The organism is Opitutales bacterium, from assembly GCA_013215165.1.
GTDB lineage: Bacteria > Verrucomicrobiota > Verrucomicrobiia > Opitutales > JABSRG01 > JABSRG01.
Window position 1 is genome coordinate 1 of record JABSRG010000058.1, and the last position, 24,609, is coordinate 24,609.

Here is a 24,609-nt window from a genome sequence, read left to right on the forward strand (position 1 = left end):
TAGACACGATCAACCGCTACAGCCGATCAATACTCACCCCTGATCTCCGCCATCAGGCCTTATGGGATGGCTGTGAATAAAATAAACAATTATTTTAGATAAATTCAGTCACGAAGCGTCCATGATCTAGCGATCGTGGACGTTTTTTATCTGAACGACCCGTCCTTCCAGATCCGAGTCGCTTGGCTAAGTAGACCACGATAGCGCTCTTTTTCTGCTTTGAGTGTGATCACTAGCACGTGACCTTCGAGCGTGAGCCAACACTCGTGATAAATAAATTCGACTGGAATCTGTCCGTCAGCTGCAACCTTTTCGGTAACTTGGTAGACGACGTTGAATGGCTTCTGCCCAAAGTATCGGTCATAAATGCGTTGTGAAGGATCTGAGATCGAAATCATTTCTACTTCATGGGTAGCTTCGAATGCGCGCATTAAAGCTTGGATATGTTGCTCTGCATCTGCGACCGTCCGTTCGAGCGGAAAGTTTGATTCACGATACAGTGAAAAATCCATCAAAGCTGATACCGACCGGTGGCGAAAAGTGACCGAAGCTCCGGGCGTTGTTTCATTTTCTAATTGGTATCCCGGTATCGATGAGAGCACAAAAGTGATAGGACCTTGCAGAGCCAGAAACTCTATATCCTGACCCTCGATCTTTTCGACAATTCGTCGTGCTTTGAGGGACTCTGGCCGCTGGTCGAAATAGGACACTGACTCGCTTTCACTCCCAGCCGGTGAACTGACCAAAGGCAAAAGTAAAGCAGCAGTAAAGAATGCAATGAGCCGCATTTTAATAGAGTGTAGAAATCCCCCAAATGGCGGCGAGTGCTTTCACTTCAGTTTCGTATTCTTCCTGGCTCAGGTCACGGAAATTGATACGCCGATACGTACGTGTGTTTGGAGTGCCGGGAGGGAAAAAGCCTTCATCACCAAACTTTGTATGAAATCCCCAATCGCGTCGTGGGGGTGTGAATACATTCGCCTTACCCCACGGTTCTTTGGCCACTTCACTACTGAAAAGCCCGACTAGTGAGCCACGATACCGAAGGGTTTGTAGATCGGTTTGTAGATCGGTTTGTAGAGGGGAACCTCTGATCCTGTAATATAAACGTTCTCCACCGGTTCCGCCTCCCCAGTCTTCGATAAAGCGCGGGAAGTTTTGGATGCCGCCACTAGAGTGTGGATTGCCCCAAAAACCTGTAGGGACCTGGCCAGTGAGTAGGGCAGCGCTGACCTCGGTGTCAACCGCTCTTCTGTTGCCTAAAGGTAATGAAGAATTGGCATCGTCCCAACTATCGCTCAGTATTGTTACAGCGTCAGCGATTATCGCAGCGGGAACTTCCTCTCCTGTACTCCCGTAATTCACATCATCGTCAGGCTCTTTGGGTGAGCCTGTGCTCAAATCCCCATCAGAGTTATAGCTTCCGTTGATGTAGAGGTAAGTGTTGGTTGCTACGGTTGTGCCATAGATGCCATTGCTGACCGCGTAACTCGGGTTAGGTAGGGTGCCACCATTGTTCAGTCGGACCGCTGTATTTTCATCTGCAGGCGTGACCCAGTCGTCCCGAGCTGGAGCACTAGCATCGAGTGGCGTCTGAATATAAACGACGCCGTTCCACCAGTTTTCGGGTTTTTCGTCTGCTGCTGCCGTGTCGACCGAGGCGCCCCAATCCGTGGCGTCATTATCATCAAGTAGAGAACCCAGTTGCGCCATGTCTATTTCGATCAAATCCGGAGCCAGACCTTCGCGGTGATCAGTTAGACTGCCACTGGTATTTAATGTCCAAAAAGGGGTGGATACAGTAAGATCAATTTTTTTGGGCGAACCATCGACTGCATAGGTAATGTCTTCGTTTGCATCGCGTTCATATGTGTAGGCATTCACGTTTGTTCCATCGTATTCAAGAGTGATGCCAGCCTTATAGGAAAACTTATCTTCCTCCATTGCTCGACGCTGAGCATCGACATCCGCATCGCCACTATCGAAGGTATTCTCGTTCAAAACTGGTTGGATGATGTTGTAGCTGTAGTTAAGCGGCTCCCACTCTGGAGTCGAAGTATCCGTATCTTTCACATAGGCCTGCATTCCGAGTGGCTGTTGCTCACTGACCCCATGATCGCTAGTCAAAACGCGACCGTCCCATTTCTGAGAAGCGACCCTACGCCAGTTACTCATCGTGCTGTTTGTCCCATTATCCATTTGGACAAGCGTGTCGGATCCGTTTTTGATGTATATGGTTCGCGCATCACCATGATAGTGATTAGACAAGGGATCACGGCCATGGTAGATATGCTCACTCGTAGTAAGTTTCTCATGGAAATTGAGTCCCTGAGTTCCAACGAGATACATGTTCGAATTTGAATGGACAGGACCGTAGATGTCCATCGGGGGCCAGGGAAAGATCTCGAGATTCATCCCGTTGAAAAAGATCGCGAAGGAAAAGAGTGGAGAATCACGCACCTGGAGCTCTTGGCTGGTGTAAGCTGTGAATTCCCGATCGAGTGCGGATTTTACCGTAGCCTTAGCGTAGATGCGCACCTGGCGCGTGAGAACGAAGGACCCTGCTAGCGGATCAAACTCATTGCCGGGTGTATTGGAATCGATGAACTTCATTCCCGACGATTCGATGACGCCTCCGACGAGTTCTAAGTCATAGGTGCCCCAGGGTTGCTCGGGATCAAAGCCTAATTCCGGGATCATGACTTCGGTTGGCCCCCAGGAGCTTTCAGCATTAGGGTTGGTCATGATCTCGAGTTTTAAGTCTGAACCGTTCCCGCTTTGTCCGCGACTGAAAATATTTGTGAAGTCCGCCGGCAACGTGAGTGGATCATTGTCAGGAGACAGGGCATCGGTAGGGAATGCCCGGGAGCTATCGAAGCGACTCGCAAGTTCGCCAAAACCAAACTCGACTGCAGCCTCTGCCGCGTGCTTGGCGACGAGGAACGCCTCAGCTTGCCGATTGAGTCGGGATTCTGTAATGCTGTAAGAAACGGTGGCAGCAAATACTAAACTGATTGCTACGGAAAAGACTAACACCGCTATAATAGCGCCGCCTCGTTTTCTTTGGGGGGAATGAATTGAGAGCTGCATATAATGCTTAATGGTTTGTCTAAATCTCACTTAGATTTCGTGGCGCGGAAGAAAATGGCTTAATGAGGAAGGTTTTTGATGAGGGGACTATCATTAAAATGAGGTTTTTGTATGTAATTTTACGTCATCATTACAAATTACATACACTGTTCTGAATCAAATTTGCAAGCTTATCTCTCAAGATTTGAGGTTGACTTAGCGAAAGAGAGGGCCGTGGCCAGAATCGATCTGGTCTTTCTCAGCATGGAGTCATTTCCTTTTCCATCTATTACGGACGCCTGACTCAGGCTATTAGACTCAATAATGTATAAAGGGCATTACAACGTCACGGTGGCAAAGCTATTGACCCATTCGGCAGGCGATGCCTTCGAGCGACAATGGGCTCTCGCACTCAAACGCCAAAAACTTGCCAACGTGGACACGTTAGCGCATCATTGTGGAACAAGCATTGAGAGACAGCTTACCTGATCATCGTTTATCCACAATGCCGCGTTTGATCCCGGAAAAAGACCGATGTGTTCCTCAGCAGCGTCTGTGGGCTTTATTAGAAGTTGTTTCGGTGAGAGAACTCTTTTTAAACAGATTAAGAAGTTGCTCAAAATGCGATTTCTTGGGCTATTCCTGAGGAGCGATGCTCCGGCAACAGCGCCTTAATCTATTCGCTGCTGCGCTATCAGGCGTGGCTAAGCCAATGGAGACAAAGCTTTAGTTGTATATCCACGCATATCATGAGCCAAGTCTGGTATAGTATGAGGCATCAGGGGCATCAAACGTTCATCTTGAATTTCTAATATCATGCCCAGCTCATCCTAAATCCAGATGAATACTCGAGACCCGTTCATGAAATTGGGCGCAGAGGACGGTGTGCGGTCTCTTCAAAAATCTACTCCGCTTTAATGAAGTCGGGATGCAGGGCGGGATACGATCTTGGTTGGTCCTCTCCTCGGGCCATTAGGTGGATCAACTGTGTAAGTAAAACTGCGGCAAAAGACGCAATGATCCGCGTTTTAGTAAAGTGTGGATATCGCCCAAATGGCGGCGAGCTCATTTACTTCAGTTTCGTATTCATCCTGGGTTAGGTCACGGAAATTGACACGCCGGTAGGTGCGTGTGTTTGGGGTGCCTGGAGGGTAGAAGCCTTCGTCTCCAAATTTTGCGTGAAATCCCCAGTCCCGGCGCGGTGCCGAATAGACATTTGATTTACCCCATTTTTCTTTGGCTACCTCACTGCTGAAAAGCGCGACCAAGGAGCCGCGATACTGTAGTGTGTCTCCACTCCATTTTTCGAGAAAGCGGGGGAGGTTTTCGACACCACCACTGTAGTGATTATGGCCCCAAAAACCTGATGGGACCTGACCCGTGAGGATAGCAGCACTGATCTCGGTGTCGGTAGCGTTTCTGCTATTCAGGCCGGATGAAGAGTTGGCATCGTTCCAATTGTCACTGAGGACCATAACCGCATCTGCAACGATCGCAGCGGGTGCCTCTTCTCCTGTATGCCCAAAATTTACATCGTCTTCAGGCTCAGTGGGTGAGCCTGTGCTCAAGTCCCCATCCGAGTTATAGCTCCCGTTGATGTAGAGATAAGTGTTGGTCGCGATCGTTGTACCGTAGATGCCATTAGTTACGGCGTAGCTTGGGTTTGGAATCGTGCCTCCGTTGTTTAGCCGGACTGCCGTATTTTCGTTTGCCGGGGTGACCCAGTCGTCTCGAACGGGAGCGCTCGCATCGAGTGGTGTCTGAATGAAAACTACACCATTCCACCAGTTTTCAGGCTTTTCATCTGCTTCCGCCGTATCGGTTGCAGCACCCCACTCTGTGGCATCATTATTGTTTAATAGGGTACGAAGTTGAGCGATGTCTATTTCAATTAACTCGGGCGCACGGCCTTCGCGTTTGTCAGTTAAACTTCCACTGGTATTCATCGTCCAGAAAGGGCTCGATACCGTGAGCGAAATTTTGTTGGGCGAGCCATCATCCGCATATACAATATGTTCGTCCGCATCGCGTTCAAATGTGTATACATTTACGCTAGCTCCATCGTATTCAAGAGTGATGCCAGCCTTGTAGGAAAATTTCCCTTCCTCGATAGCACGACGCCGTGCATCGACTTCAGCGTCGCCACTATCCAAGGCTGTTTGGTTTAGAACTGGCTGAATTGTATTGTAAGCATAATTAAGGGGATCCCACTCTGGAGTCGAGGTGTCCGTATCTTTAATATAGGCCTCAACGCCGATGGGCTGCTGATCGCCAACTCCGTGATCCGAAGTCAAAACGCGGCCATCCCAAGACTGTGAGGCCACTTCACGCCAATTATCCATGGTACTGTTGACGCCGTTCGACATTTGCACGAGATTCTCAGTAGCATTTTTGATATAGATTGTACCTCCGTTTTTATCATTCTTGTAGGACGGATCGCGGCCATGGAGGATAGCTCTGCTTGTAGTCAATTTCTCGTGAAAATTGAGACGGTTATTTCCTTTTAGATAGATGTCTGAGTTTGAATGAACAGGGCCGTAGATATCCATCTGGGGGCCGGGAGCGATTTCGAGGTTGATACCATTGTAGAAAATAGCATTCGAAAAGAGTGGGGCATCGCGCACCTGTAGTTGTTGGCTGGTATAAGCTGTGAGGTCTCGGTTGAGTGCAGAGTTTACTGTGGACTTCGCGTAGAGACGCACTTGGCGCGTAAACGCGAGGGATCCTGCCAGTGGATCGAATTCATTGCCGGGCACATCTGGATCGATAAATTTCATGCCAGTTGATTCGGTGACGCCTCCGATTAATTCCACGCCATAGGTGCCCCAGGGTTGTGAAGGATTAAAACCTAATTCGGGAATCATCACTTCGGTTGGCCCCCAAGAGCTCTTGGCGGAGGGATTAGTCATAATTTCAAGTTCCAGATCAGCTCCGCTATCACTTTGTCCGCGGCTGAAAATATCTGAAAATTCCGCTGGTAAAGTGAGTGGATTGTTGCCTGGAGATAGGGCATTGGTGGGAAATGCTCGGGAACTATCGAAACGGGTCGCAAGTTCGCCAAAACCAAATTCCACTGCTGCTTCTGAGGCGTTTTTGGCGACGAGGAGTGCCTCAGCTTGTTTATTAAGGCGCGACTCTGTAACGCTGTAGGACAAGGTGGCTGCAAATATGAAGCTGATTGCTGCGGAAAAAAGTAACACCGCTACAATAGCGCTACCTCGTTTTCTTTGGGGGGTATGGATTGGGGGATGCATGTCATGATTAATATTTTTTTAACCTCGTGGGGATACCGCGAAATTGTAAGTATCTGTAACCTGGCGCGCTACGTTGCCGTGAACGATTTGTCCGTTCACGATGACGGTTTCGTCGCGTTCATTAAAGAAGAGGAAATTTCCGGCTAAACCACGGGCTAGGGTAACGATCTCCGAAGATTCTCCGGATCCCATAGTGGTTATGATCGCAGATTCGGGCGTTACAAGTGATGGATCTACAGGAGTAGGCAGGGTATAATCGACCCTGTTCACGGGTCCCGCTTGTTCATCATCAGAATCACGGTAATAACAGATGATTCTTGTAATGTGCTCGTCATCGGAAGCGGTGGGGAAGGGTTCCAAAAAAACCAAAGCCAAAAAGTCACCCGCTTCTCCGTCTCTTAAACGATCAGAGATGCTATCGCGTCTCTCCTCATTAGAAGATGGATAGATTAAAAATGCATTAGCTGACCGCGCCTCAGATGCCAGGAGCTGTGTGAAAAAGCGAATGTCTGCGTTGATCTCCAGTTTTTCAGTTGAGACAAACAGCGTTTTCCCGGACTGGATTGTCATGCTTGCGACGCCAGTTAGGATAAAGCCGAGGATGGTCAGTGCGATGAGGATTTCCGGAAGGGTGTAACCATTCTGTTTATCAATACGTGGGAACATCGGAAACTATGGTCGAAATAGACGAGGTGATCGGTTTGTTTGTGAGGGGTAAAATAAAACCGTAGAGTAGATCTACTTGAACTGCGTCGATACCTGTTACCGGCGAGATATTCACTAGTAAATTCAAGTCCATGGTGAGTGTGGTCTCCCCTTCCTCATCAGCGTCGAGAGGCACTGCAAGAGAAGTTTCAATCCCATTTTCCACAGTGTTCTCCTCCCCATTGGCAATGATGAACACCATCTCTGATGCACTTCCATTGGCCAAACTCTCCAGCTCGGTATATGCCATGGCTTTTATTTGTTCGATAAATCCAGTCGCAACAGTTATTGCAGACGATTGGTAGATGGTATGTTCGGCCATGCTCCTTGCTTGAAGCACACCTCTGAGGATACCAACCGTCACCATGGAGAAAATAATCATGGCGATGATGATCTCTAAAAGAGAATAACCTTTGCTGTGTCTTTGACTACTGCACTGTTGGGGGGATTTGACGGACATATGAAGAATTGTCGTTAGAATAGATCGGCTTTGTTGCCTTTTTCTAAAATTAGTTTTTTGCATAAAGCTGCTCGGTCAGTTCAAGGATTGTCTGTTCCGCCTCATGATATTCCGTATCACCCGTCACAATAAAATAAAGCAAGCGTTGGCGTTGAATCCGATTCGACATCCATGCAGCATTTAAGCGCTCCTGCCAAGTCAATATGTCCATCACTGGAAATCCTGTATCATTCCAAACAGCGAAGAACACATGGCGTCGGAGAGGTTTATGCTCCGATAGATTCAAAGAAAATCTATGGGCATTAAATCGGATCTCTATGCCAGCTTCCCATTCAAAATAGTAAGTAATGATTTGTTTGCCATCCTGATGCCAATCGCAGCGGGCTCCCGATGAGTAGCGCAACGTATCGCGCTGAGGTTCAGTGTTTCTGCTGCCTTATTCCTTAAGTTGGAAGGACAGGCAGGCAGCAGATACTCTATCGGAGCGCGTGCATTGCTTCCTGTTGCACGGAGCATGGATTGGCTCCGGGGCGAACGGTTTATTACTGTCGCTGCGCTCGAGCGATTGAATATCGCTCCACAAAGCTTGGCTGATCTATTCACTAGAATGCAAGAGGCTGGGGATAGTTATGGTATCCTAGAGGTGACTCTTGCATTATTGGAGCATCATCCAGAGTAGCCAGTTTTTTTGAATGATGCTGCATACCTCAGTGTTCTCGTTTTCAAGGGCCATAGACGAGCTCTAGGCTTTATACACCGCGCGTGGGCAATAGCCCGAGACAATGAAGCACTCAGGTCAACGGAAGTTTTCATCTATGCGCATTCGGGACAGATCAAACTGGCCCGTGCATTGTTGGAAAATTTAGGAACTGGAACGGCTCAGCTGAGTCGTATGATTGTCAGTCATGCCTCAGGAGAGACAAATTTTGAAGCATGGGATAACTGGATTAACGAAACATCTCTCCTGCCCGAAGAACAGGCTATTGTTGAACGGCTGGCTGACCCAATTGAGCTGACGAAGGATCAGTGAAATTCGAATTTCTGGGCAGAACGGCGTCGGAGTGAGATGCATTCATTCCGATTTCTTGGATCCCGCCTCAAAGCTTGCGCTGTAAGAATGAGTCCACCAGCATTTTCAGCCTCATTATGAAATCATTCTACATCACCACCGCGATCGACTATGCGAATGGAGCGCCGCATCTGGGACATGCCTATGAGAAGGTATTGACCGATGTTATTGCCAGATTTCGCCGGATGATGGGGGATGATGTCTATTTCCTGACTGGCCTCGATGAGCATGGTCAAAAGGTGCAACAAGCGGCCCAGAAACGTGGAGTCGATCCGATTGTGATCTGCGATGAGATCGCAGAGTCTTTCCAGCAGCTTTGCCGCGATCTGCATATATCGAACGACGACTATATCCGCACTACCCAGTCGCGCCATAAATCTGTGGTGCAGAGCATCCTTCAAAAGCTCTATGACGACGGCGAGATTTATCGTGCGGAGTATACAGGGTTCTATTCGGTAAAAGAAGAGCGCTTCCTCCAAGAAAAGGACAAGGTCGATGGTGAGTGGTCCGCTGATTTTGGTGAGGTCACCGAACTCACGGAAACGAATTATTTCTTCAAGCTGAGTAAATACCAGGACTGGCTCATTGATTACATCAAAAGTAATACGGACTTCATTTTCCCCCGTTTCCGGGCGAAGCAAGTGCTTGAGTTTCTCAAAGAGCCTATCAACGACATGTGTATCTCACGCCCGGTTGAGCGGCTATCTTGGGGTATACCCCTGCCGTTCGATGAAGCACAAGTGACCTACGTATGGTTTGACGCGCTTATCAATTATGTCTCAGCGGTGGGTTATGGTTCGGAGGACTTCGGACGCCGTTGGCCTGCCGATTTTCATGTTATCGGAAAAGACATCTTGGTGCCACCTCACGCCGTATATTGGCCAATTATGCTCAAGGCCGCCGGGATTGAGATTCCAAAATCTCTACTGGCACATGGCTGGTGGCTGAAAAGTGGAAATAAGATGTCTAAAAGCACCGGCGAAATCGTAAATCCTCTGGACATTATCGAAAAATTTGGGCCAGGCGCTTTCCGCTATTTTGTTATCCGCGAGATGAATGTGGGGCAGGACAGTGACTTTGCGACCGATCTATTTCTTTCCCGATATAACAATGACCTAGGCAATGATCTTGGAAACCTGGTTAACCGCGTTCTCAACATGACTGGACGTTATCGTGCGGGCGTTATCCCTGCCCAGGTAGTCGACGAAGAGCCGGAGCAGGCATTGATGAACCTATGGTCTGAAACGGCTGCGGAGGTGGTCTCGCTTTACGAGGGTTTCCAGTTTCATACCGGGCTGGATCGGACCTTCACATTCATCCGAGCCATTAACCGTTATGCGGAGCAACGCGCTCCATGGAAGCTGGCTAAGTCCGAAGAAGCCGCAGATCAGGCACTTCTCGACACATCACTCGCAGTCATGGCTGAAGGTATTCGCCTGGCGACGACATTGCTCATACCCGTCATGCCCGATGTGTCTGAACGTATATTCGGGCTACTGGCGTCACCTGCACCTTCACTCTGGAACGACTCATCGATGAGTTGGAGTAGATCACTGGAAGGGAAGGTTTTGGGCGAACGTACTATTTTGTTCCCGCGCATTGAGATCGAGTAGGGGCCATGGTTCGATTCATTTGGGTGCTGCATTGCATCAAGAATGATTGAGAACTCAGCTCACAGTTGAGTTCTCTTTCTCTTTGATCAGATTTAGTCTGTGGTTAAATTCTCCATACCGGACTTTCCTATTCCACAAGGGCGCCAATTCGACGACTTGGTGCAACTCTTTACGGGGGTGCACACTTCGGTGTGTGAGACAGGGCAACCACGCTTGGTAAGCATCACCCTAGAAGTGCCCCATTTAGAGCCCCTGGCGGTGCTTGAGAGCATCTATGAACCGGGAGAATGGCATGCTTATTTTGAAAATCAGTCGGAGGACTGGGCCGTGGCTGGAGCAGAAGCGGTGGTCTTGAATACTTTCTCCGGTAACACTCGGTGCGGAGAGGCGCGGACCTGGGTCCAATCCATACTCGACAATGCGATCCTCGCTGGTGATCTGGATTCGCCATATGCCGGCCCACATGCATTCTACGGTATGGCCTTTGCAGCGGCTGAGACAACTGAGTCGGCCTTTGCCCCCCTCACTGCGTGGGTGCCACGTTGGATGGTGTATCGGAATCCTAAAACCATTTTGGCAATGGCAAATGCTTGGATGGAAGTAGATACTGACATCCATGCACAAGCAGAGCGTATTTGGCGCGCGCACCATACCTTTACTCAGTTTGATTATACTCGGGCAAAACCTGGAGATAGACTGTCCATGCACCGGATCGCAGACGTTTCCGAACGCACGCGCTTTACTACAAGCGTGCAACGTGCGTTAGCATCGATCCACGCTGGCGAATTCGAAAAGATCGTGCTGGCGCGCAGCGAGATCTACGAAAATCCTAAGCCTCTGGCACCCTTAGCGGCTCTTGGCTTGATGCGTGAACGCTTTTGGGGCTGCACCTGTTTTTCATTCGCTTCGGATCAAGGCGTTTCATTTACCGGAGCAACCCCCGAGTGCCTGCTTGCAGTTCGCGGCACCGAGCTGGTTACCCACGCCTTGGCCGGATCGACTGCACGGGGTAAAACAGCACAAGAAGATGCTGATCTGGGACGTGCCCTGATCGAATCAAAAAAAGACCGCCATGAGCAGGAGCTGGTCCGCCAAGCGATTGTTGGGCGACTAGAAGAACTGGGTGTTAAAACAGAGTCATCGCGAACGCCAAGGTTACTCAAACTCTCTAACATTCAACATCTCAATACCCGGATCGAAGGAACCATTCCAGAAGAGGTAGATTTCTTTTCCCTCCTTGAGGTCCTACATCCCACACCCGCGGTGGGGGGGAGTCCACGTAACGCTACAGTCGAACGTATCGCGGAATTTGAAGGCATAGACCGTGGCCTCTTCGCGGGTGCGATCGGGTTCGTGAGTCATAACGGAGATGGCGCAGGGTTCGTTGCTATTCGATCCGGCCTGATCGATGGGCATACCTTAAAGCTGTTTGCCGGTGCTGGGATCGTGGAGGGGTCCATTCCAGAACGCGAATTTGATGAGACCGATCTCAAACTCCAAGCCATGCGGTCCATATTCCTGGGTGATATCTAGTTAGCGCGATCCAGTATGATCCATCCGCGTATGCGATCCGTGCTTGGCTGATTAAAAGCGTAGAGTGGTGGCGACAGCAATTGCATGACTTGTGCTTTGGTCCGTTCGACGGCAACGGCACTCGCGATCACCCTACTAAAAATAGGGTAATCTTTCATCGACGATCAATGGAGCTTTTCGGCACAAAATAGTGACATATTGGCACATTTTGAATTCTTTGTATAAAGCTTAAAACATTAACAGCCAGTGGCTTATGTTGATATTAGCCATGGAACGTGACTTGCCAGAGTGAATACATGGACATCAATTTTGCACAATATACCGAGAAAGCCCGAGAGGCAGTGCTCGACTCGCAGAATGCCGCGCGCGAATTGGGCCAACAGGAAATCGCGGTCTGGCATTTACTCCTCGCATTGGTGCGTCAAGAGCAGGGTATCGTGCCTCGCATCCTTGATAAACTAAACGTGGGTGCTTCTCCGGTCCTCGTAGCCGCGCAGCGAGAGTGTGAACGCCTGCCTAAAGTTTCCGGATCCACTGCTGCTGGAAATCAAGTCTACGTGTCTGGTGATTTCTCCGACGCCATCGCGCAAGCCGATTTGGTCAAGCAAGAGTTGGGGGATAGCTATGTCAGCACTGAGCATTTGCTGCTCGGGATTATCGAAGGCGTGAAAACGACGCAGGTGAACCGGTTTTTTGAGACTTTTTCTATTACGGCCCAGGTTGTTAGGGACGTGCTCAAAGACATACGTGGTAGCCAAAAGGTGGACTCCGAAAATCCAGAGGGCACTTACGATGTGCTCGAGAAATATGGAATCGATCTGGTAGCGCGTGCTAAGTCAGGAAAAATGGATCCTGTCATCGGCCGCGACGACGAAATTCGCCGTGTAGTGCGCATTCTATCCCGTAAGACCAAGAACAATCCTGTGCTCATCGGTGAGCCCGGAGTGGGTAAGACCGCTATCGCCGAAGGCTTGGCTCAACGTATTGTTCGAGGCGAAGTACCTGAAAGCTTGAAGGACAAGATAGTCTTTTCGCTCGATATGGGGTCCTTGATCGCAGGCGCAAAATTTCGGGGCGAATTTGAAGAGCGTCTCAAGGCGGTGCTCAACAAGGTCAAGGAAAGCGATGGAAGCATTGTTCTCTTTATCGATGAGCTCCACACGATTGTCGGCGCGGGTAAAGCCGACGGTGCTATGGATGCAGGAAACCTGCTCAAGCCCATGCTAGCTCGAGGGGAATTGCATTGTATCGGGGCAACAACACTCGACGAATACCGCAAGTATATCGAAAAAGACGCAGCGCTCGAGCGACGTTTTCAGACCGTGATTGTCCGCGCTCCATCAGTCGAAGATACCATTTCAATTCTACGCGGCTTGAGAGAGCGTTTTGAGCTGCACCATCATGTGCGAATCCAAGATGCTGCATTAGTCAATGCTGCTACACTCTCCGACCGCTATATCACGGATCGTTTCCTCCCCGATAAGGCCATCGACCTCGTCGATGAGGCCTGTGCCCAAATCCGTACGCAAATGGAGTCCATGCCAGCCGAGCTCGAAGATTTGCAACATAAGGTGATGCAGCTCGAGATCGAAGAGGCAGCACTCAAGCTCGAAACCGACTCGGCGTCAAAAGAGCGACTCAATACTCTCCAAAAAGATCTGGCCGACAAACGTGAGATTCTCAACGAAACCAGGCTGCGCTGGGAGCATGAGAAGGCGGGAGTCAATGACGTGCAAGGAGTCCGCGAGGAGATTGAAAAAATCCAGCATGCCATGGATGTGGCCGAGCGCCAATACGATCTTAACAAACTGGCTGAGTTACAACACGGTCGCCTCCCGCAACTACAGAAACAATTGGCTGACCTTGAGTCCCGTGGGGACAACGACTTGGACGAAAAGATGATCAAAGAGGCTGTTACTCCTGAGGAAATAGCCGAAATCGTTTCGCGTTGGACGGGTGTGCCTGTAACGCGACTGGTTGAAGGAGAGCGTGAAAAACTATTGCGCCTCGAGAGTATTCTTCATGAGCGCGTCATTGGACAAAATGAAGCCATACAACTCACATCCGAAGCCATCCTACGCGCTCGTGCCGGAATAAAAGATCCGAGTAAGCCAATCGGCAGCTTCATCTTCCTGGGACCCACAGGTGTGGGAAAGACTGAACTCGCTAAGACACTTGCTGAGGCATTGTTCGATAGTGAGAACAATATCGTGCGTATCGACATGTCCGAATACATGGAAAAGCACGCGGTCGCTCGCCTGATTGGCGCACCTCCAGGTTACGTCGGGTATGATGAAGGGGGGCAGCTAACTGAAGCCATTCGCCGGGCTCCGTATTCGGTAGTGCTCTTCGATGAGATCGAAAAAGCGCATCCTGACGTCTTTAATGTTCTACTCCAAGTGCTCGACGACGGCCGTATTACCGATAGCCAAGGACGCACTGTAGATTTTAAAAACACAGTCATCATTATGACGTCCAACGTCGGGAGTCGTTATATCCAAGAGAGCGTAACGGGTGACGAAATTGCGGAGTCTGTGCGAGAGTCAGTCATGTCAGAACTACGCCAAGGCTTCCGCCCCGAGTTCCTAAATCGAATCGATGACACGATCCTGTTTACGCCTCTATCACTGGAAAGCATCGAGCAAATCGTGGGTCTGTTGATCGAGGATATAAATCGACGTCTCGCTGATCAGCGCATTTCAATCAACTTCAGTGCAGAAGCCAAGAAATGGATCGCAGAGAAGGGCTACGACCCTGTATACGGAGCCCGTCCTCTGAAGCGCTTCCTTCAGCGTAACGTTGAAACACGCTTGGCTCGCGCCGTAATTGCTAACGAAGTGAGTGAAGGAGATCGATTGACTTATGATCTCAAAGGAGATTCACTGGTAATGGAGAAAAACTGATAAAAGCAACCGCGCGCAGGTCTGGTGTCGCAGTCGCTCTATGTATGGAATCCGAATCCAAGTCAGTTCCGTTTAGTCTCGTTACAGACGAATTTTGGATAATCGTCGTCGATTTCCAATAGTTTTGTCCGAACCTGGTTTAATTCTTCGATACTCAGCTCGCCATAGCCGCGCTCATAGCCCCATCCGTATCCCCATCGATACCAATTATAAAAATAGGGGCTACCTCCAAAGCGAACGCCCTCATACATGAAGTCGGCAAACTCTGCATTACCAGTGACCTCATATACGCAGTCCCGGAGTTGTTGATCCGCTTCTTCGCGTTGTTTTTCTGTCCCTCCCCGCCAGTAGGCGAGGTCGTGCTCATAACAGCAGCGACACCAGTCGTCATCATTGATGAGCGATTTATCTAAAAACATGGAGCATCCATCGCTTTGGAAATCTGACAGCGTCGGCTGTTTACCACAGCCGAGGCAGAGCATCAGTATTAGAAAGGGCCAATTTTTCATTGTTGAGCTTAGAAATGAGGGGGCGCATGGGCGTTTTGTTTGGGCCAATCTGATACAGCTGTTTTCGAGAACAAGAAGTGTTTCTACCATTCGCGGATTTGAGGGTGCTGTGTAGTGTGGATGTATGCCATCAGGAACGAAAACTTGGACTCGTAACGAAATCGAAGCTATGGACCGCAAGCAGCGCTTAAAATTGGTCAATGCCTTGCCGGGCTTCAAAAGCGCTAACTTGGTAGGCACTCAAAGTCGAGACGGGTCCGACAACTTAGCCGTGTTTTCCTCCTGTATCCATATAGGTTCAAATCCGGCTCTACTTGGATTGATCTTTCGTCCAGACGTCGTGCCTCGCCATACTTTAGCAAACATCCGGGAAACGGGGGCCTATACTATTAACGCAATTGGTGATTCCTTTTTCGAGCAGGCTCACCGCACGAGCCTTAAATACGAAGCGGATGAATCGGAGTTCGAATGTGTAGGTCTGACACCTCAGATTATCGAAGGTCATCATGCTCCCTGCGTTCGAGAGTCACCGCTTAAAATGTGCCTCAGTCTCTGCGATGAAATCCCGGTCCCTGCAAATGGTACGACGTTGGTTGTTGGGGCAATCGAGCATGTGGTCTTGGATCAATCTGAGGCTCAGTTCGATGACGGCGGTCTCGATCTCGAGCGATTGGGTATCACTGCAATAGGGGGGATTGATCAATACTACGCGCCCCGCTTTTTAAAGCAGATGCCCTACGAAAAGTAGGCTTTTTTGGTCCGTCTCTTGCAATGCACGGGTATTATGCCCGATCGCCGTGATTTTCTGAAAACTCTGACAGGAGCCGCTGCTACGGCTCTAATTTGCCAAGAAGCCCTGGCCGACATGAAGTCAGCTCTCAATGAACAGGGGAGAGGCCGATCCACGGCAGAACTGGTAAAAGATGAGTCCTTTTGGGTCCCTATCCAGCGGGCGTTTGATCTGCCCCCGGACTTCATCAATCTAGAGCATGGTTATTTCTCGATGATGCCAACGTCCACCTTGGAGACGTTTCTCGATTATTCCACAGCGCTCAATACAAAGGCATCTTACTTTATGCGTAACGAGCGTCTCGATATGCTGAATGCGGTGCGCGTACGGCTGGCGGATTTCGGAGGTTGCGGAGCGGATGAAGTAGCTATCACACGCAATACCACCGAATCGATGAATATCGTAATCCAAGGACTGGATTTAAAATCTGGTGATGAGGTAATTGTAGGGGATCAAGACTACGGTAGCATGGTCGAGGCGCTCAGATTTCGCGAGGTGCATGATGGCATCGTAATTAAGCGAGTCGAAGTTCCTTTAGATCCGGAAAGTGACGAGGAAATTGTCTCGGCCTATCGAGCTGCAATCACCCCAAAGACACGTCTTCTCCATGTGACACATCTCATCAATATTACGGGCCATGTCTTACCCGTTCGCAAAGTGGCGGATATGGCTCATGAGCGCGGTATCGATGTTCTCTGCGATTCTGCTCACGCTTTCGCCCATGTAATGTTTGCAATTGATGATCTCGGCGTCGACTTCATGGGCACGAGTCTGCATAAATGGCTCTGTACGCCGCTCGGATTAGGCATGCTTTACGTGAAGAAGTCGCGAATCAAAGATGTGAAGCCACTCATCGGCCGAGTGCGTGAGCCGGAAGACATACGCAAGCTAGATACATTGGGGACACAGCCCTATGCGGCGCAACAGAGCATCCCGGCTGCAATCGATTTTCATGAAGCGATTGGTTCTGAGCTCAAACAGGAACGCCTGCGATATTTACGCAATCGCTGGTTAGGTCAGGTTACTGATCATCCACAGATTCGTTTCAATTCACCCCGTAGCCACGCGCGGACATGTGCCATTGGAAATGTGGGTATCCATGGGATGAGCCCGCGTGAACTGGGCGACAGACTCTGGGATGACTACCGAATCTTTACGGCGCCAATTGGTCACTCACGGGTTCCCGGAGTCCGTGTGTCTCCCCATCTGTGTACCCGTGTCGAAGAGATTGACCAATTCGCAGCAGCGATGCTTGAAATAGCGGAGGGGTAGGGCGGTTTTGCCGAAACGGCCGAATCCAAACGCCATGACTTCTCTTATGCCGCTCGTCTCGTCAAAACACACCCTATCGTCGCTCAGCCAATGCGGCATCCACGGCGGCGAAGACAGTATCCACCATGATCTGAGTTTGTCGGTCGATTTCAAGATTGAGCGTGTCGCCCGCTTTGATCTGATCGAAAGTAGTTTGCCTCAAGGTCTCGGGGATGAGGTAGACGCTGAACTGCCCCATACTTTTGTCGAGCGCACCCACGGTCAGGCTACAGCCGTTGAGCCCGACATAACCTTTGTTGAAGACATACTTGCCAAAGCCCTCGGGCAGTTGGATACGAATTTCGCAGTTTTCTGCATCGCGTGTCACGCCGACCACGCAGGCAAGATCATCTACATGTCCGCTCATAGGGTGACCACCGATCTCCGCACCAGCTTTGGCGGAGCGTTCAATATTTACCCGGTTGCCTTCAATGAGGCTGCCTAGATTTGTCAGGCGTAGTGTTTCTTCAGAGATGTCGAAGGTCACCTGATGCTCTTCGATGGTAACCACGGTCAGGCATGTGCCGTTGACGGCAACGCTGGCGCCAATTGCCAAATCTTGCAGGTGATCAGCATCAAATGGAATGACAAAGGTCGCCGACGCTGCGCCACGCCAGATTTCTGCTATCTCGAATGTAGCGGTTACAATACCCGTAAACATGTCGAAACGGGTGTGTAGGATTGTCTAATGGTCAACTGGATCTTTTTCATGCTCATCTAAATATGCGCAAATATGAAAATAATTATCTTTAATTGCATTAACGAGCAGTCTGTGTGCTATGTATTGTAGATCTATGCCCCACATTTTTTCTCTCAAAGAACAAACAATCGTCGTTACCGGAGCGACCGGAGCACTCGCTGGTGCGACCGCTCAACATCTCGTCTCGGAGGGAGCGCATGTCGTCTTCGTTAGTCGCACACAAAGCAATATCGACGAAGCCGTGTCGGCATGCATAGGACTTAAGGGCACGGCTACAGGATTTGCGTGTGACGTGACAGACTCGGCATCAGTCACAGAGCTTAGGGATGAAGTGTTGGCAAAATTTGGCCGAATTGACGGCCTGGTCAACGGAGCTGGAGGCAACAAGCCCGGTGCTGTAGTCGGGCCAGATGCCTCAATTTTCGATCTGGATATCGCGGATTATAACAAAGTCCTGGAATTGAATCTCCAGGGGACTCTCATACCGAGTCTCGTCTTTGCAGAGGCGATGGTAAAGCAGGGTAAAGGATCTATAGTGAACTTTTCATCGATGGCAGCTCGTCCCGTCATCACGCGTGTGCTGGGCTATTCGAATGCTAAAGCGGCCATCGACAATCAAACTAAGTGGCTAGCTGTCGAGCTGGCAAAGCGCCATGGCGAAGGTGTCCGCGTAAATGCCGTGGCTCCTGGTTTTTTTGTGGGAGAGCAAAATCGTGCGCTGCTCCTGAATCCTGACGGTTCGCTAACAGATCGGGGGCAGCGCATTGTTGAAAAGACTCCAATGGGACGCTTTGGGGCGTCGGAAGAAGTGGTGGGTGCCGTTCATTATTTGCTTTCTGACGCTGCTCGTTTTGTGACCGGTGACGTGCTGGCAATTGACGGAGGATTCTCGGCATTTAGTGGTGTGTGATGCTGCGATCACTTACACCATCGTTTCGCTGGTATGGACCCGGTGATCCTGTCTCGCTCAACGAGATTGTTCAAACCGGAGCGAAAGGCGTATTTACGGCCCTTCATGATATTCCATATGGAGAGGCCTGGTCGCGCGCAGCGATTCGCCAGCGTTTAGGTGAGCTTGCTTCAGCCGGTTTGAGTTGGGAAGCCGTGGAGTCTGTTCCGGTATCCGAGGCAATTCGTACACGCACGGGTGACTTTGAGCAGCATTTAGAGAATTACCGCCAAACTTTAACGAATTTGGGCGCTGAAGGAGTGAGCGTTGTGATCTATAATTTCATGCCAGTCCTCGATTGGGTGCGCACGGACTTGGCTTGGCGTTTATCTGATGGAACGGAATGTCTGCGTTTTGATCCTGTGCGCTTTGCTGCATTTGAGCTATTTCTGCTTAAGCGACCCGGTGCGGATTCAGATTACACCCCCGATCAGCTAAATCAGGCCGAAGAATTCTTTAAGAGCCTGTCGGTCGAGGAGATTCGAGTTTTCGAACGCGGATTGATTGACGTCTTTCCGGGTGTCAAAATGGGTTTATCGCTGGATGAGTTGAGGGCCATGTTAGCGCGTTACGATGGGATCGATGCCGATGGATTGCGTGAGCACTATCGACGCTTTCTAGAGGCAGTTGTCCCAGCAGCAGAAGAAGCGGGCGTCCGCCTTGCTGTCCATCCAGATGATCCGCCGTTTCCGATTCTTGGGCTGCCGCGCATTGTAAGCACTCAGGCCGACTTAGAAAAAATTGTGACAATGGTAGACAGTCCCAGTAACGGAATCTGTTACTGCACCGGATCGTTGAGCGCACGATTAGACAATGATTTGGTGGAAATCGCCGAGACACTGGGTGACCGGATTCATGCAACACATTTGCGTAGTGTCGCACACGAAGCGGATGGTTCATTTTATGAGGCCAATCACTTGGAGGGTGCTGTCAATATGCCCGCGGTGGTTCAAGCACTTCAAAAAGTAAATGCACGACGCGCCGATGGAGCAAGTTTGAGCTATCGTCCGGATCACGGACACCGTATGTTGGACGATCTTGAAAAACCACAAAACCCGAATCCGGGCTATGATTTGATTGGCCGCATGAAGGGCATGGCTGAGATAGAGGGTATCCAGCAGGCACTCCAATATATAAGCAAATAACAAAAAATATGGGTATTAATATAAAACCAAAAGACACGTGCGCGTTTGATTGTATATCACTCGGCGAAGTGATGCTTCGATTGGACCCTGGGGAAGGGCGTATCCATACGACACGTTCGTTTAGAGCTTGGGAAGGTGGAGGAGAATACAATGTAAGCCGTGGACTTCGCCGTTGTTTTAACCAGCGCACTGCACTCATCACTGCCTTTGCTGATAACGCGGTGGGTCGCCTGGTTGAAGATCTAATTCTCCAGGGTGGCGTCGACACGCGCTTCATTCATTGGGTGGATTATGACGGTTTGGGACGGGCTATGCGCAATGGCCTCAACTTTACTGAGCGTGGATTTGGTATCCGCGGAGCAAAAGGGGTATCAGATCGCGGTCACACGGCGGCGAGCCAGATAAAGCCTGATGATGTTGACTGGGATCATGTCTTTGGCGAATTGGGATCACGTTGGTTTCATACCGGTGGGATCTATGCTGGACTCAGCGCGACGACACCGGATGTGGTGATCGCCGCCGTGAAAGCAGCAAAAAAATATGGCACCATTGTGAGTTACGACCTCAACTATCGCCCCTCACTATGGAAAGACTATGGGGGCTTGAAGCGGTGTCAGGAAGTCAACCGAGAGATTGCTCCCTACGTAGACGTCATGATCGGCAATGAAGAAGATTTCACAGCATGTCTCGGCTACGAAGTGGAGGGTGCGGATGAGAATCTCACCGATCTCGAATTAGGCTCATTCAAAAAGATGGTCGAGCGGGCAGTGAAGGATTTTCCAAATTTCCAGGCTACCGCTACCACCCTTCGAGAAGCGAAGACCGCAACCCTGAACGAATGGAGTGCCTTGGTATGGCATGATGGTGAATTCTATTCGCCAACTCGGGATTTCAAAGGTGATAACATCCTTGAGATCATGGATCGCGTGGGCGGTGGAGACAGCTTTGCATCGGGCCTTATCTACGGCTTTTTGGAATTTAATGATCCGCTTAAAGCTGTCAGTTATGGCTGTGTTCATGGCGCTTTGGCGATGACTACGGCTGGCGATACTACCACAGCGAGCCTTGCGGAAGTAGAAAAACTTGTTGGCGGTGGAGGCGCGCGGGTGGACCGATAGCTATGGATAAGGACATACTTAAAAAGAGCCGCATTTTACCAGTCATCGTAATCGAAGACGCCCAAGATGCTGTTCCCTTGGCGGAGGCTTTACTTGCAGGAGGCTTGAGTGCGATTGAAGTCACTTTTCGGACTACAGCAGCAGCTGAATCGATCCGATTGATTCGTGACAATGTGCCTGAGATGACCGTCTCCGCTGGTACTGTTTTAACTTTGGATCAAGCCCAAGCAGCCTTGGATTCGGGTGCGCAATTCTGCCTGTCACCGGGTTTGGATTCCGAGGTTGTCACATATGTTTTAGAGCGAAGTATTCCATTTGTTCCGGGTGTGATGACGCCAAGTGAAGTGCAAGCTGCGTTGAAACTGGATTGTCAGCATCTCAAGTTTTTCCCTGCCGGCGCTGCTGGTGGTGTGAAGATGCTCAAGTCCATTGCTGCTCCCTTTAAGTCTATGGGCGTGCAATTTTGCCCAACGGGCGGGCTGAATCTCGAAAATATGGCCGAATACTTAGCCCTTTCTGAAGTCTTCACCATTGGCGGTTCTTGGCTTGCTCCTTCCGCTCAAATCGCAGCGGGTGATTGGACGGGAATCACCGAAAATGTACGCGCTGCCGTAGATCAGATTCCGGCGCTTTAAGTATCTCAGTAATTGCAAATCTCGATAGGGCAAGGCAGCCAAAACGACAAATCGACTCTTTATTATGTCTTTCATCAACGACGACCTCCTTCTTGAGACTCCAGTAGCTCGCACGCTCTACCACCAATTTGCGGCGAAGCAGCCCGTCATCGATTACCATTGTCACTTGTCTCCCAAGGATATTACGGAGAATCGGCAGTTTGAGAACCTCTTCGAGATCTGGCTTGAAGGTGACCACTATAAATGGCGCGCAATGCGTGCCAATGGTGAGGCTGAACGATTTTGTACCGGCGACGCCGATCCCTATGACAAATTTTTGGCCTTTGCTCGAACTGTGCCCCATACCTTGCGCAATCCTCTGTATCATTGGACGCATCTCGAATTGGAGCGCTACTTCGGGCTCAGCGATTTGTTGTCGGAAGCAACTGCTCCGAGAATTTGGGAAGCGGCTAATGCTCAGCTGACCTCTGGGAGTTTGCGCGCGCGTGACATCCTAAAACAGTGGAAAGTCGAATTGGTCGGCACCACTGACGATCCGACGGATTCCCTCGAATATCATGCTCAAATAGACGAGCCGGGTCTCAAAGTCGTGCCTACATTTCGTCCAGACAAAGCATTTGCTATCGGCAGCGGCACTCCTTGGCAGACATGGGTGGACCAACTCGCTGAGACATCCGGAGAGGCTTGTGATACGCTTGACAGCCTGAAGGCGGCGCTCGCGGCGAGAATGGACCATTTCTCTGCCCATGGCTGTCTGGCTTCAGACCATGGGCTGGCTGCATGCCCCACTGAGATAGCCAGTGATGTCGAGGCTGCTAAGTTGTTTGAGCGTGCGCGTTCGGGCCTTTCGATCAGTGCGCGTGAGGTAGATGCCTTCGCGGGGCACCTTTTGATTTTCTTGGGAGAAGCTTACGCACGTCTTGGCTGGGCTATGCAACTTCACCTTGGACCTATTCGAAATAACAACCGTGGTCTCTTCGATCAGCTTGGACCCGATATCGGCTGCGATTCTATCGGAGATCGTCTACAAATCGATGGTCTGGCGACGATCCTAGGCGAACTTTCCGTGCGCAACGCGCTGCCAAAGACGATTCTCTATAATCTCAATCCTCGCGATAATTACGCCTTTGCGACCATGGCCGCTAATTTCTCCGAAGAGGGTGTTCCGGGAAAGATGCAATTTGGTAGCGGATGGTGGTTTCTCGACCAACTCGAGGGGATGACTTGGCAACTGAACACAATCTCGAACCTCGGCCTGCTTTCGCACTTTATTGGCATGTTAACAGACTCCAGGAGCTTCATGAGCTTTCCCCGCCATGAGTATTTCCGTCGCCTCCTTTGCAACCTTCTTGGAGAAGACGTGCGCCGCGGCCATGTTCCTGACGATCTCGATACGCTCGGTGCCTTGGTCGAGCGCGTTAGCTATAAAAACGCTGCTCAGTATTTCTCATCGTAGCAATCGAGACGGGATTATCAGAAAGAGCAGCGTGGCTTTAAGCTACTCTTTCGTGTAAGCCACGACGACCCCCTTGACGCTGCTCCGTGTATTTCCGGTTTTCCTGATCTCCAGTCGGAATAGTATTCACACCTCTAGAATTAGGGTTTGTGAGGATAATCGCTTTGTTTATTCTGACGTAGGGTTACTAAAAGTGAGCCCTAAAAGGAGAGTTTGTAGGAATCGCTGGGCTTTAAATCGATTTTCGATAGCATATAAGCAAATTCATTTGCTGTGTCAGTGGAGAAACCAAAACTTGAAGGCAAGGGGATAGAATATCTCCGCATCCTTTGTGAATATGAAGAATCTATGCCGATTCGTCATTTTCATCGGGTCATCAGTTCACATGGTGACAATGAGGCTGAGACTGGTAATGGGTGTTTTGATAATATGCACTACCACGATGGTTGGGAGTTGGGGATTTGTCATTCAGGCAGAGGAATTATTGGAGTGGGGGACCAAATACTTGAATACAAAGAAGGTGACATCACACTCATTCCAGCAGGCGTGCTGCACTCAGCTCGGAGCATTAAGGGAGATTCTCATCACAGCTTCATTCATTTTGATTTCAACAAGTTGTGTGCCTTGGACTACAGTCCCTTTCCAATCGATCAGTCCACCGTTCTGTGCTTTGTATATGATGATAAGGCGACTGTTTTACGAGGACTCATGCAATTGCTTCTCGACGAGCTAAATAGCTCCATGCTGTCCCGTTTGGGCGCTATACATTCCTTAATTTCATTACTGCTCATCAATGCGCGGAGGTGCTCTATTGGACGTCAGGATGCCGCAAACCCATTTTCTCAAAAAAAACTTCAATCATGGAGTCGCATCGTGGCTGCCCTTGACTTGATTTCTAAATCCTACGCGGAAGAGATCACATCAGCTGATCTTTGCAGCGCTTGTTCCATAAGCCAGAGCAGCCTTTGGCGAGCTTTCATAGAACTCATTGGGAAATCTCCTCAAGAGTATTTGTTAAACTATCGAATACGTGTTGCGGCAACGAGAGTCATCCAGTCCGAGGATAAGTTTTCAGTCATTGCACACGAATGTGGTTTCCATTCACTATCGAGCTTCAACCGCCAGTTCCGTAAAATCATGGGGCATTCCCCGAGCACCTGGAAAAGAGATATCCTCAATGAGAAAGCATGATTGTCGTGCTCGATTACGAGACAAGAGCTCTCAGTTAGCGTTCCGCGACTGTAACGACAATCTGTGACGCTATCTTATTATTATTTGGCATAAAGTGATCAGATTTGGTGACCAGAGCATGGAGGGCCTAATTGAGGGGACGGGGAGTTCTTTGCACTGGATATACAACGATCACCGTAAAAGAGAGGAGCTATTACTC

The 24,609-nt window shown here is 49.9% G+C and carries 22 protein-coding genes; 13 read left to right on the forward strand and 9 right to left on the reverse strand.

Annotated elements, in window-relative coordinates; all coding sequences use genetic code 11:
* Positions 1–146: 146 nt before the first annotated feature.
* From HRU10_12150 to HRU10_12175, 6 genes are all read right to left on the reverse strand, one after another.
* Positions 147–788, reverse strand: coding sequence for a hypothetical protein (locus HRU10_12150; GenBank protein ID NRA27986.1), 642 nt, complete (start codon positions 786–788; stop codon positions 147–149).
* Between the two features lies 1 nt (position 789).
* On the reverse strand, positions 790–3,090 hold the full coding sequence (locus tag HRU10_12155; GenBank protein ID NRA27987.1) for a hypothetical protein: 2,301 nt from the start codon (positions 3,088–3,090) through the stop codon (positions 790–792).
* 1,007 nt (positions 3,091–4,097) lie between these two features.
* Entirely contained in the window at positions 4,098–6,323 is a 2,226-nt protein-coding gene (locus HRU10_12160) for a hypothetical protein (protein ID NRA27988.1), read from the reverse strand.
* An 18-nt stretch (positions 6,324–6,341) separates the two neighbouring features.
* A complete protein-coding gene (locus HRU10_12165) occupies positions 6,342–6,989 on the reverse strand; it encodes a type II secretion system protein (GenBank protein ID NRA27989.1) in 648 nt (215 codons plus the stop codon).
* Positions 6,973–7,488 carry a prepilin-type N-terminal cleavage/methylation domain-containing protein gene (locus HRU10_12170; GenBank protein NRA27990.1) on the reverse strand — a complete coding sequence of 172 codons (516 nt, stop codon included), beginning with the start codon at positions 7,486–7,488 and terminating at the stop codon, positions 6,973–6,975. Before HRU10_12170 ends, HRU10_12165 begins: the two co-directional genes overlap by 17 nt.
* Before the next feature lie 49 nt (positions 7,489–7,537).
* Positions 7,538–7,891, reverse strand: coding sequence for a hypothetical protein (locus HRU10_12175; protein ID NRA27991.1), 354 nt, complete (start codon positions 7,889–7,891; stop codon positions 7,538–7,540).
* 111 nt (positions 7,892–8,002) lie between these two features.
* Between HRU10_12175 and HRU10_12180 the strand changes: the two genes are divergently transcribed.
* The 4 genes from HRU10_12180 (at position 8,003) to HRU10_12195 (ending at position 11,703) form a co-directional block, all read left to right on the forward strand.
* Positions 8,003–8,167 (forward strand): hypothetical protein, encoded by a 165-nt coding sequence (locus HRU10_12180; GenBank protein ID NRA27992.1) that lies wholly within the window; start codon positions 8,003–8,005, stop codon positions 8,165–8,167.
* Between the two features lie 9 nt (positions 8,168–8,176).
* Positions 8,177–8,518 carry a hypothetical protein gene (locus tag HRU10_12185; protein NRA27993.1) on the forward strand — a complete coding sequence of 114 codons (342 nt, stop codon included), beginning with the start codon at positions 8,177–8,179 and terminating at the stop codon, positions 8,516–8,518.
* Positions 8,519–8,634: 116 nt separating this feature from the next.
* A complete protein-coding gene (gene metG / locus HRU10_12190) occupies positions 8,635–10,170 on the forward strand; it encodes a methionine--tRNA ligase (GenBank protein ID NRA27994.1) in 1,536 nt (511 codons plus the stop codon).
* Between the two features lie 99 nt (positions 10,171–10,269).
* Positions 10,270–11,703: an isochorismate synthase gene (locus tag HRU10_12195; protein ID NRA27995.1), complete on the forward strand. Its 1,434-nt coding sequence runs from the start codon at positions 10,270–10,272 to the stop codon at positions 11,701–11,703.
* On the opposite strand, the gene HRU10_12200 is transcribed toward HRU10_12195, so the two are convergent.
* Positions 11,700–11,861 carry a hypothetical protein gene (locus HRU10_12200; protein ID NRA27996.1) on the reverse strand — a complete coding sequence of 54 codons (162 nt, stop codon included), beginning with the start codon at positions 11,859–11,861 and terminating at the stop codon, positions 11,700–11,702. The two genes, HRU10_12195 and HRU10_12200, sit on opposite strands and share 4 nt — an antisense overlap.
* Before the next feature lie 138 nt (positions 11,862–11,999).
* On the opposite strand from HRU10_12200, the gene clpB reads away from it, so the two are divergent.
* Positions 12,000–14,606, forward strand: a complete 2,607-nt coding sequence (gene clpB, locus HRU10_12205; GenBank protein NRA27997.1) for an ATP-dependent chaperone ClpB — start codon at positions 12,000–12,002, stop codon at positions 14,604–14,606.
* A gap of 62 nt (positions 14,607–14,668) precedes the next feature.
* Here clpB and HRU10_12210 read toward each other — a convergent pair whose 3' ends face one another.
* A complete protein-coding gene (locus tag HRU10_12210) occupies positions 14,669–15,115 on the reverse strand; it encodes a hypothetical protein (GenBank protein ID NRA27998.1) in 447 nt (148 codons plus the stop codon).
* 124 nt (positions 15,116–15,239) lie between these two features.
* Between HRU10_12210 and HRU10_12215 the strand changes: the two genes are divergently transcribed.
* Positions 15,240–15,863, forward strand: a complete 624-nt coding sequence (locus tag HRU10_12215) for a flavin reductase (GenBank protein NRA27999.1) — start codon at positions 15,240–15,242, stop codon at positions 15,861–15,863.
* 36 nt (positions 15,864–15,899) lie between these two features.
* On the forward strand, positions 15,900–17,177 hold the full coding sequence (locus HRU10_12220) for an aminotransferase class V-fold PLP-dependent enzyme (protein NRA28000.1): 1,278 nt from the start codon (positions 15,900–15,902) through the stop codon (positions 17,175–17,177).
* 73 nt (positions 17,178–17,250) lie between these two features.
* Here the strand turns inward: HRU10_12220 and HRU10_12225 are convergent, their stop codons facing one another.
* Complete coding sequence (locus HRU10_12225) at positions 17,251–17,877, reverse strand: riboflavin synthase subunit alpha (GenBank protein NRA28001.1); 627 nt, start codon at positions 17,875–17,877, stop codon at positions 17,251–17,253.
* 133 nt (positions 17,878–18,010) lie between these two features.
* Between HRU10_12225 and HRU10_12230 the strand changes: the two genes are divergently transcribed.
* The 6 genes from HRU10_12230 to HRU10_12255 all read left to right on the forward strand — a co-directional run bounded on the left by HRU10_12230 (position 18,011) and on the right by HRU10_12255 (position 24,410).
* Entirely contained in the window at positions 18,011–18,826 is an 816-nt protein-coding gene (locus HRU10_12230; GenBank protein ID NRA28002.1) for an SDR family oxidoreductase, read from the forward strand.
* The gene (gene uxuA, locus HRU10_12235; GenBank protein NRA28003.1) at positions 18,826–20,010 is read left to right on the forward strand and encodes a mannonate dehydratase; all 1,185 of its coding nucleotides are present in this window, start codon (positions 18,826–18,828) and stop codon (positions 20,008–20,010) included. Before HRU10_12230 ends, uxuA begins: the two co-directional genes overlap by 1 nt.
* An 8-nt stretch (positions 20,011–20,018) precedes the next feature.
* On the forward strand, positions 20,019–21,128 hold the full coding sequence (locus HRU10_12240) for a sugar kinase (GenBank protein ID NRA28004.1): 1,110 nt from the start codon (positions 20,019–20,021) through the stop codon (positions 21,126–21,128).
* 2 nt (positions 21,129–21,130) lie between these two features.
* The gene (gene eda, locus HRU10_12245; GenBank protein ID NRA28005.1) at positions 21,131–21,763 is read left to right on the forward strand and encodes a bifunctional 4-hydroxy-2-oxoglutarate aldolase/2-dehydro-3-deoxy-phosphogluconate aldolase; all 633 of its coding nucleotides are present in this window, start codon (positions 21,131–21,133) and stop codon (positions 21,761–21,763) included.
* Positions 21,764–21,827: 64 nt separating this feature from the next.
* A complete protein-coding gene (gene uxaC / locus HRU10_12250; protein ID NRA28006.1) occupies positions 21,828–23,219 on the forward strand; it encodes a glucuronate isomerase in 1,392 nt (463 codons plus the stop codon).
* A 273-nt stretch (positions 23,220–23,492) separates the two neighbouring features.
* Positions 23,493–24,410, forward strand: a complete 918-nt coding sequence (locus HRU10_12255) for a helix-turn-helix transcriptional regulator (protein ID NRA28007.1) — start codon at positions 23,493–23,495, stop codon at positions 24,408–24,410.
* The last annotated feature ends 199 nt before the right edge of the window (positions 24,411–24,609 follow it).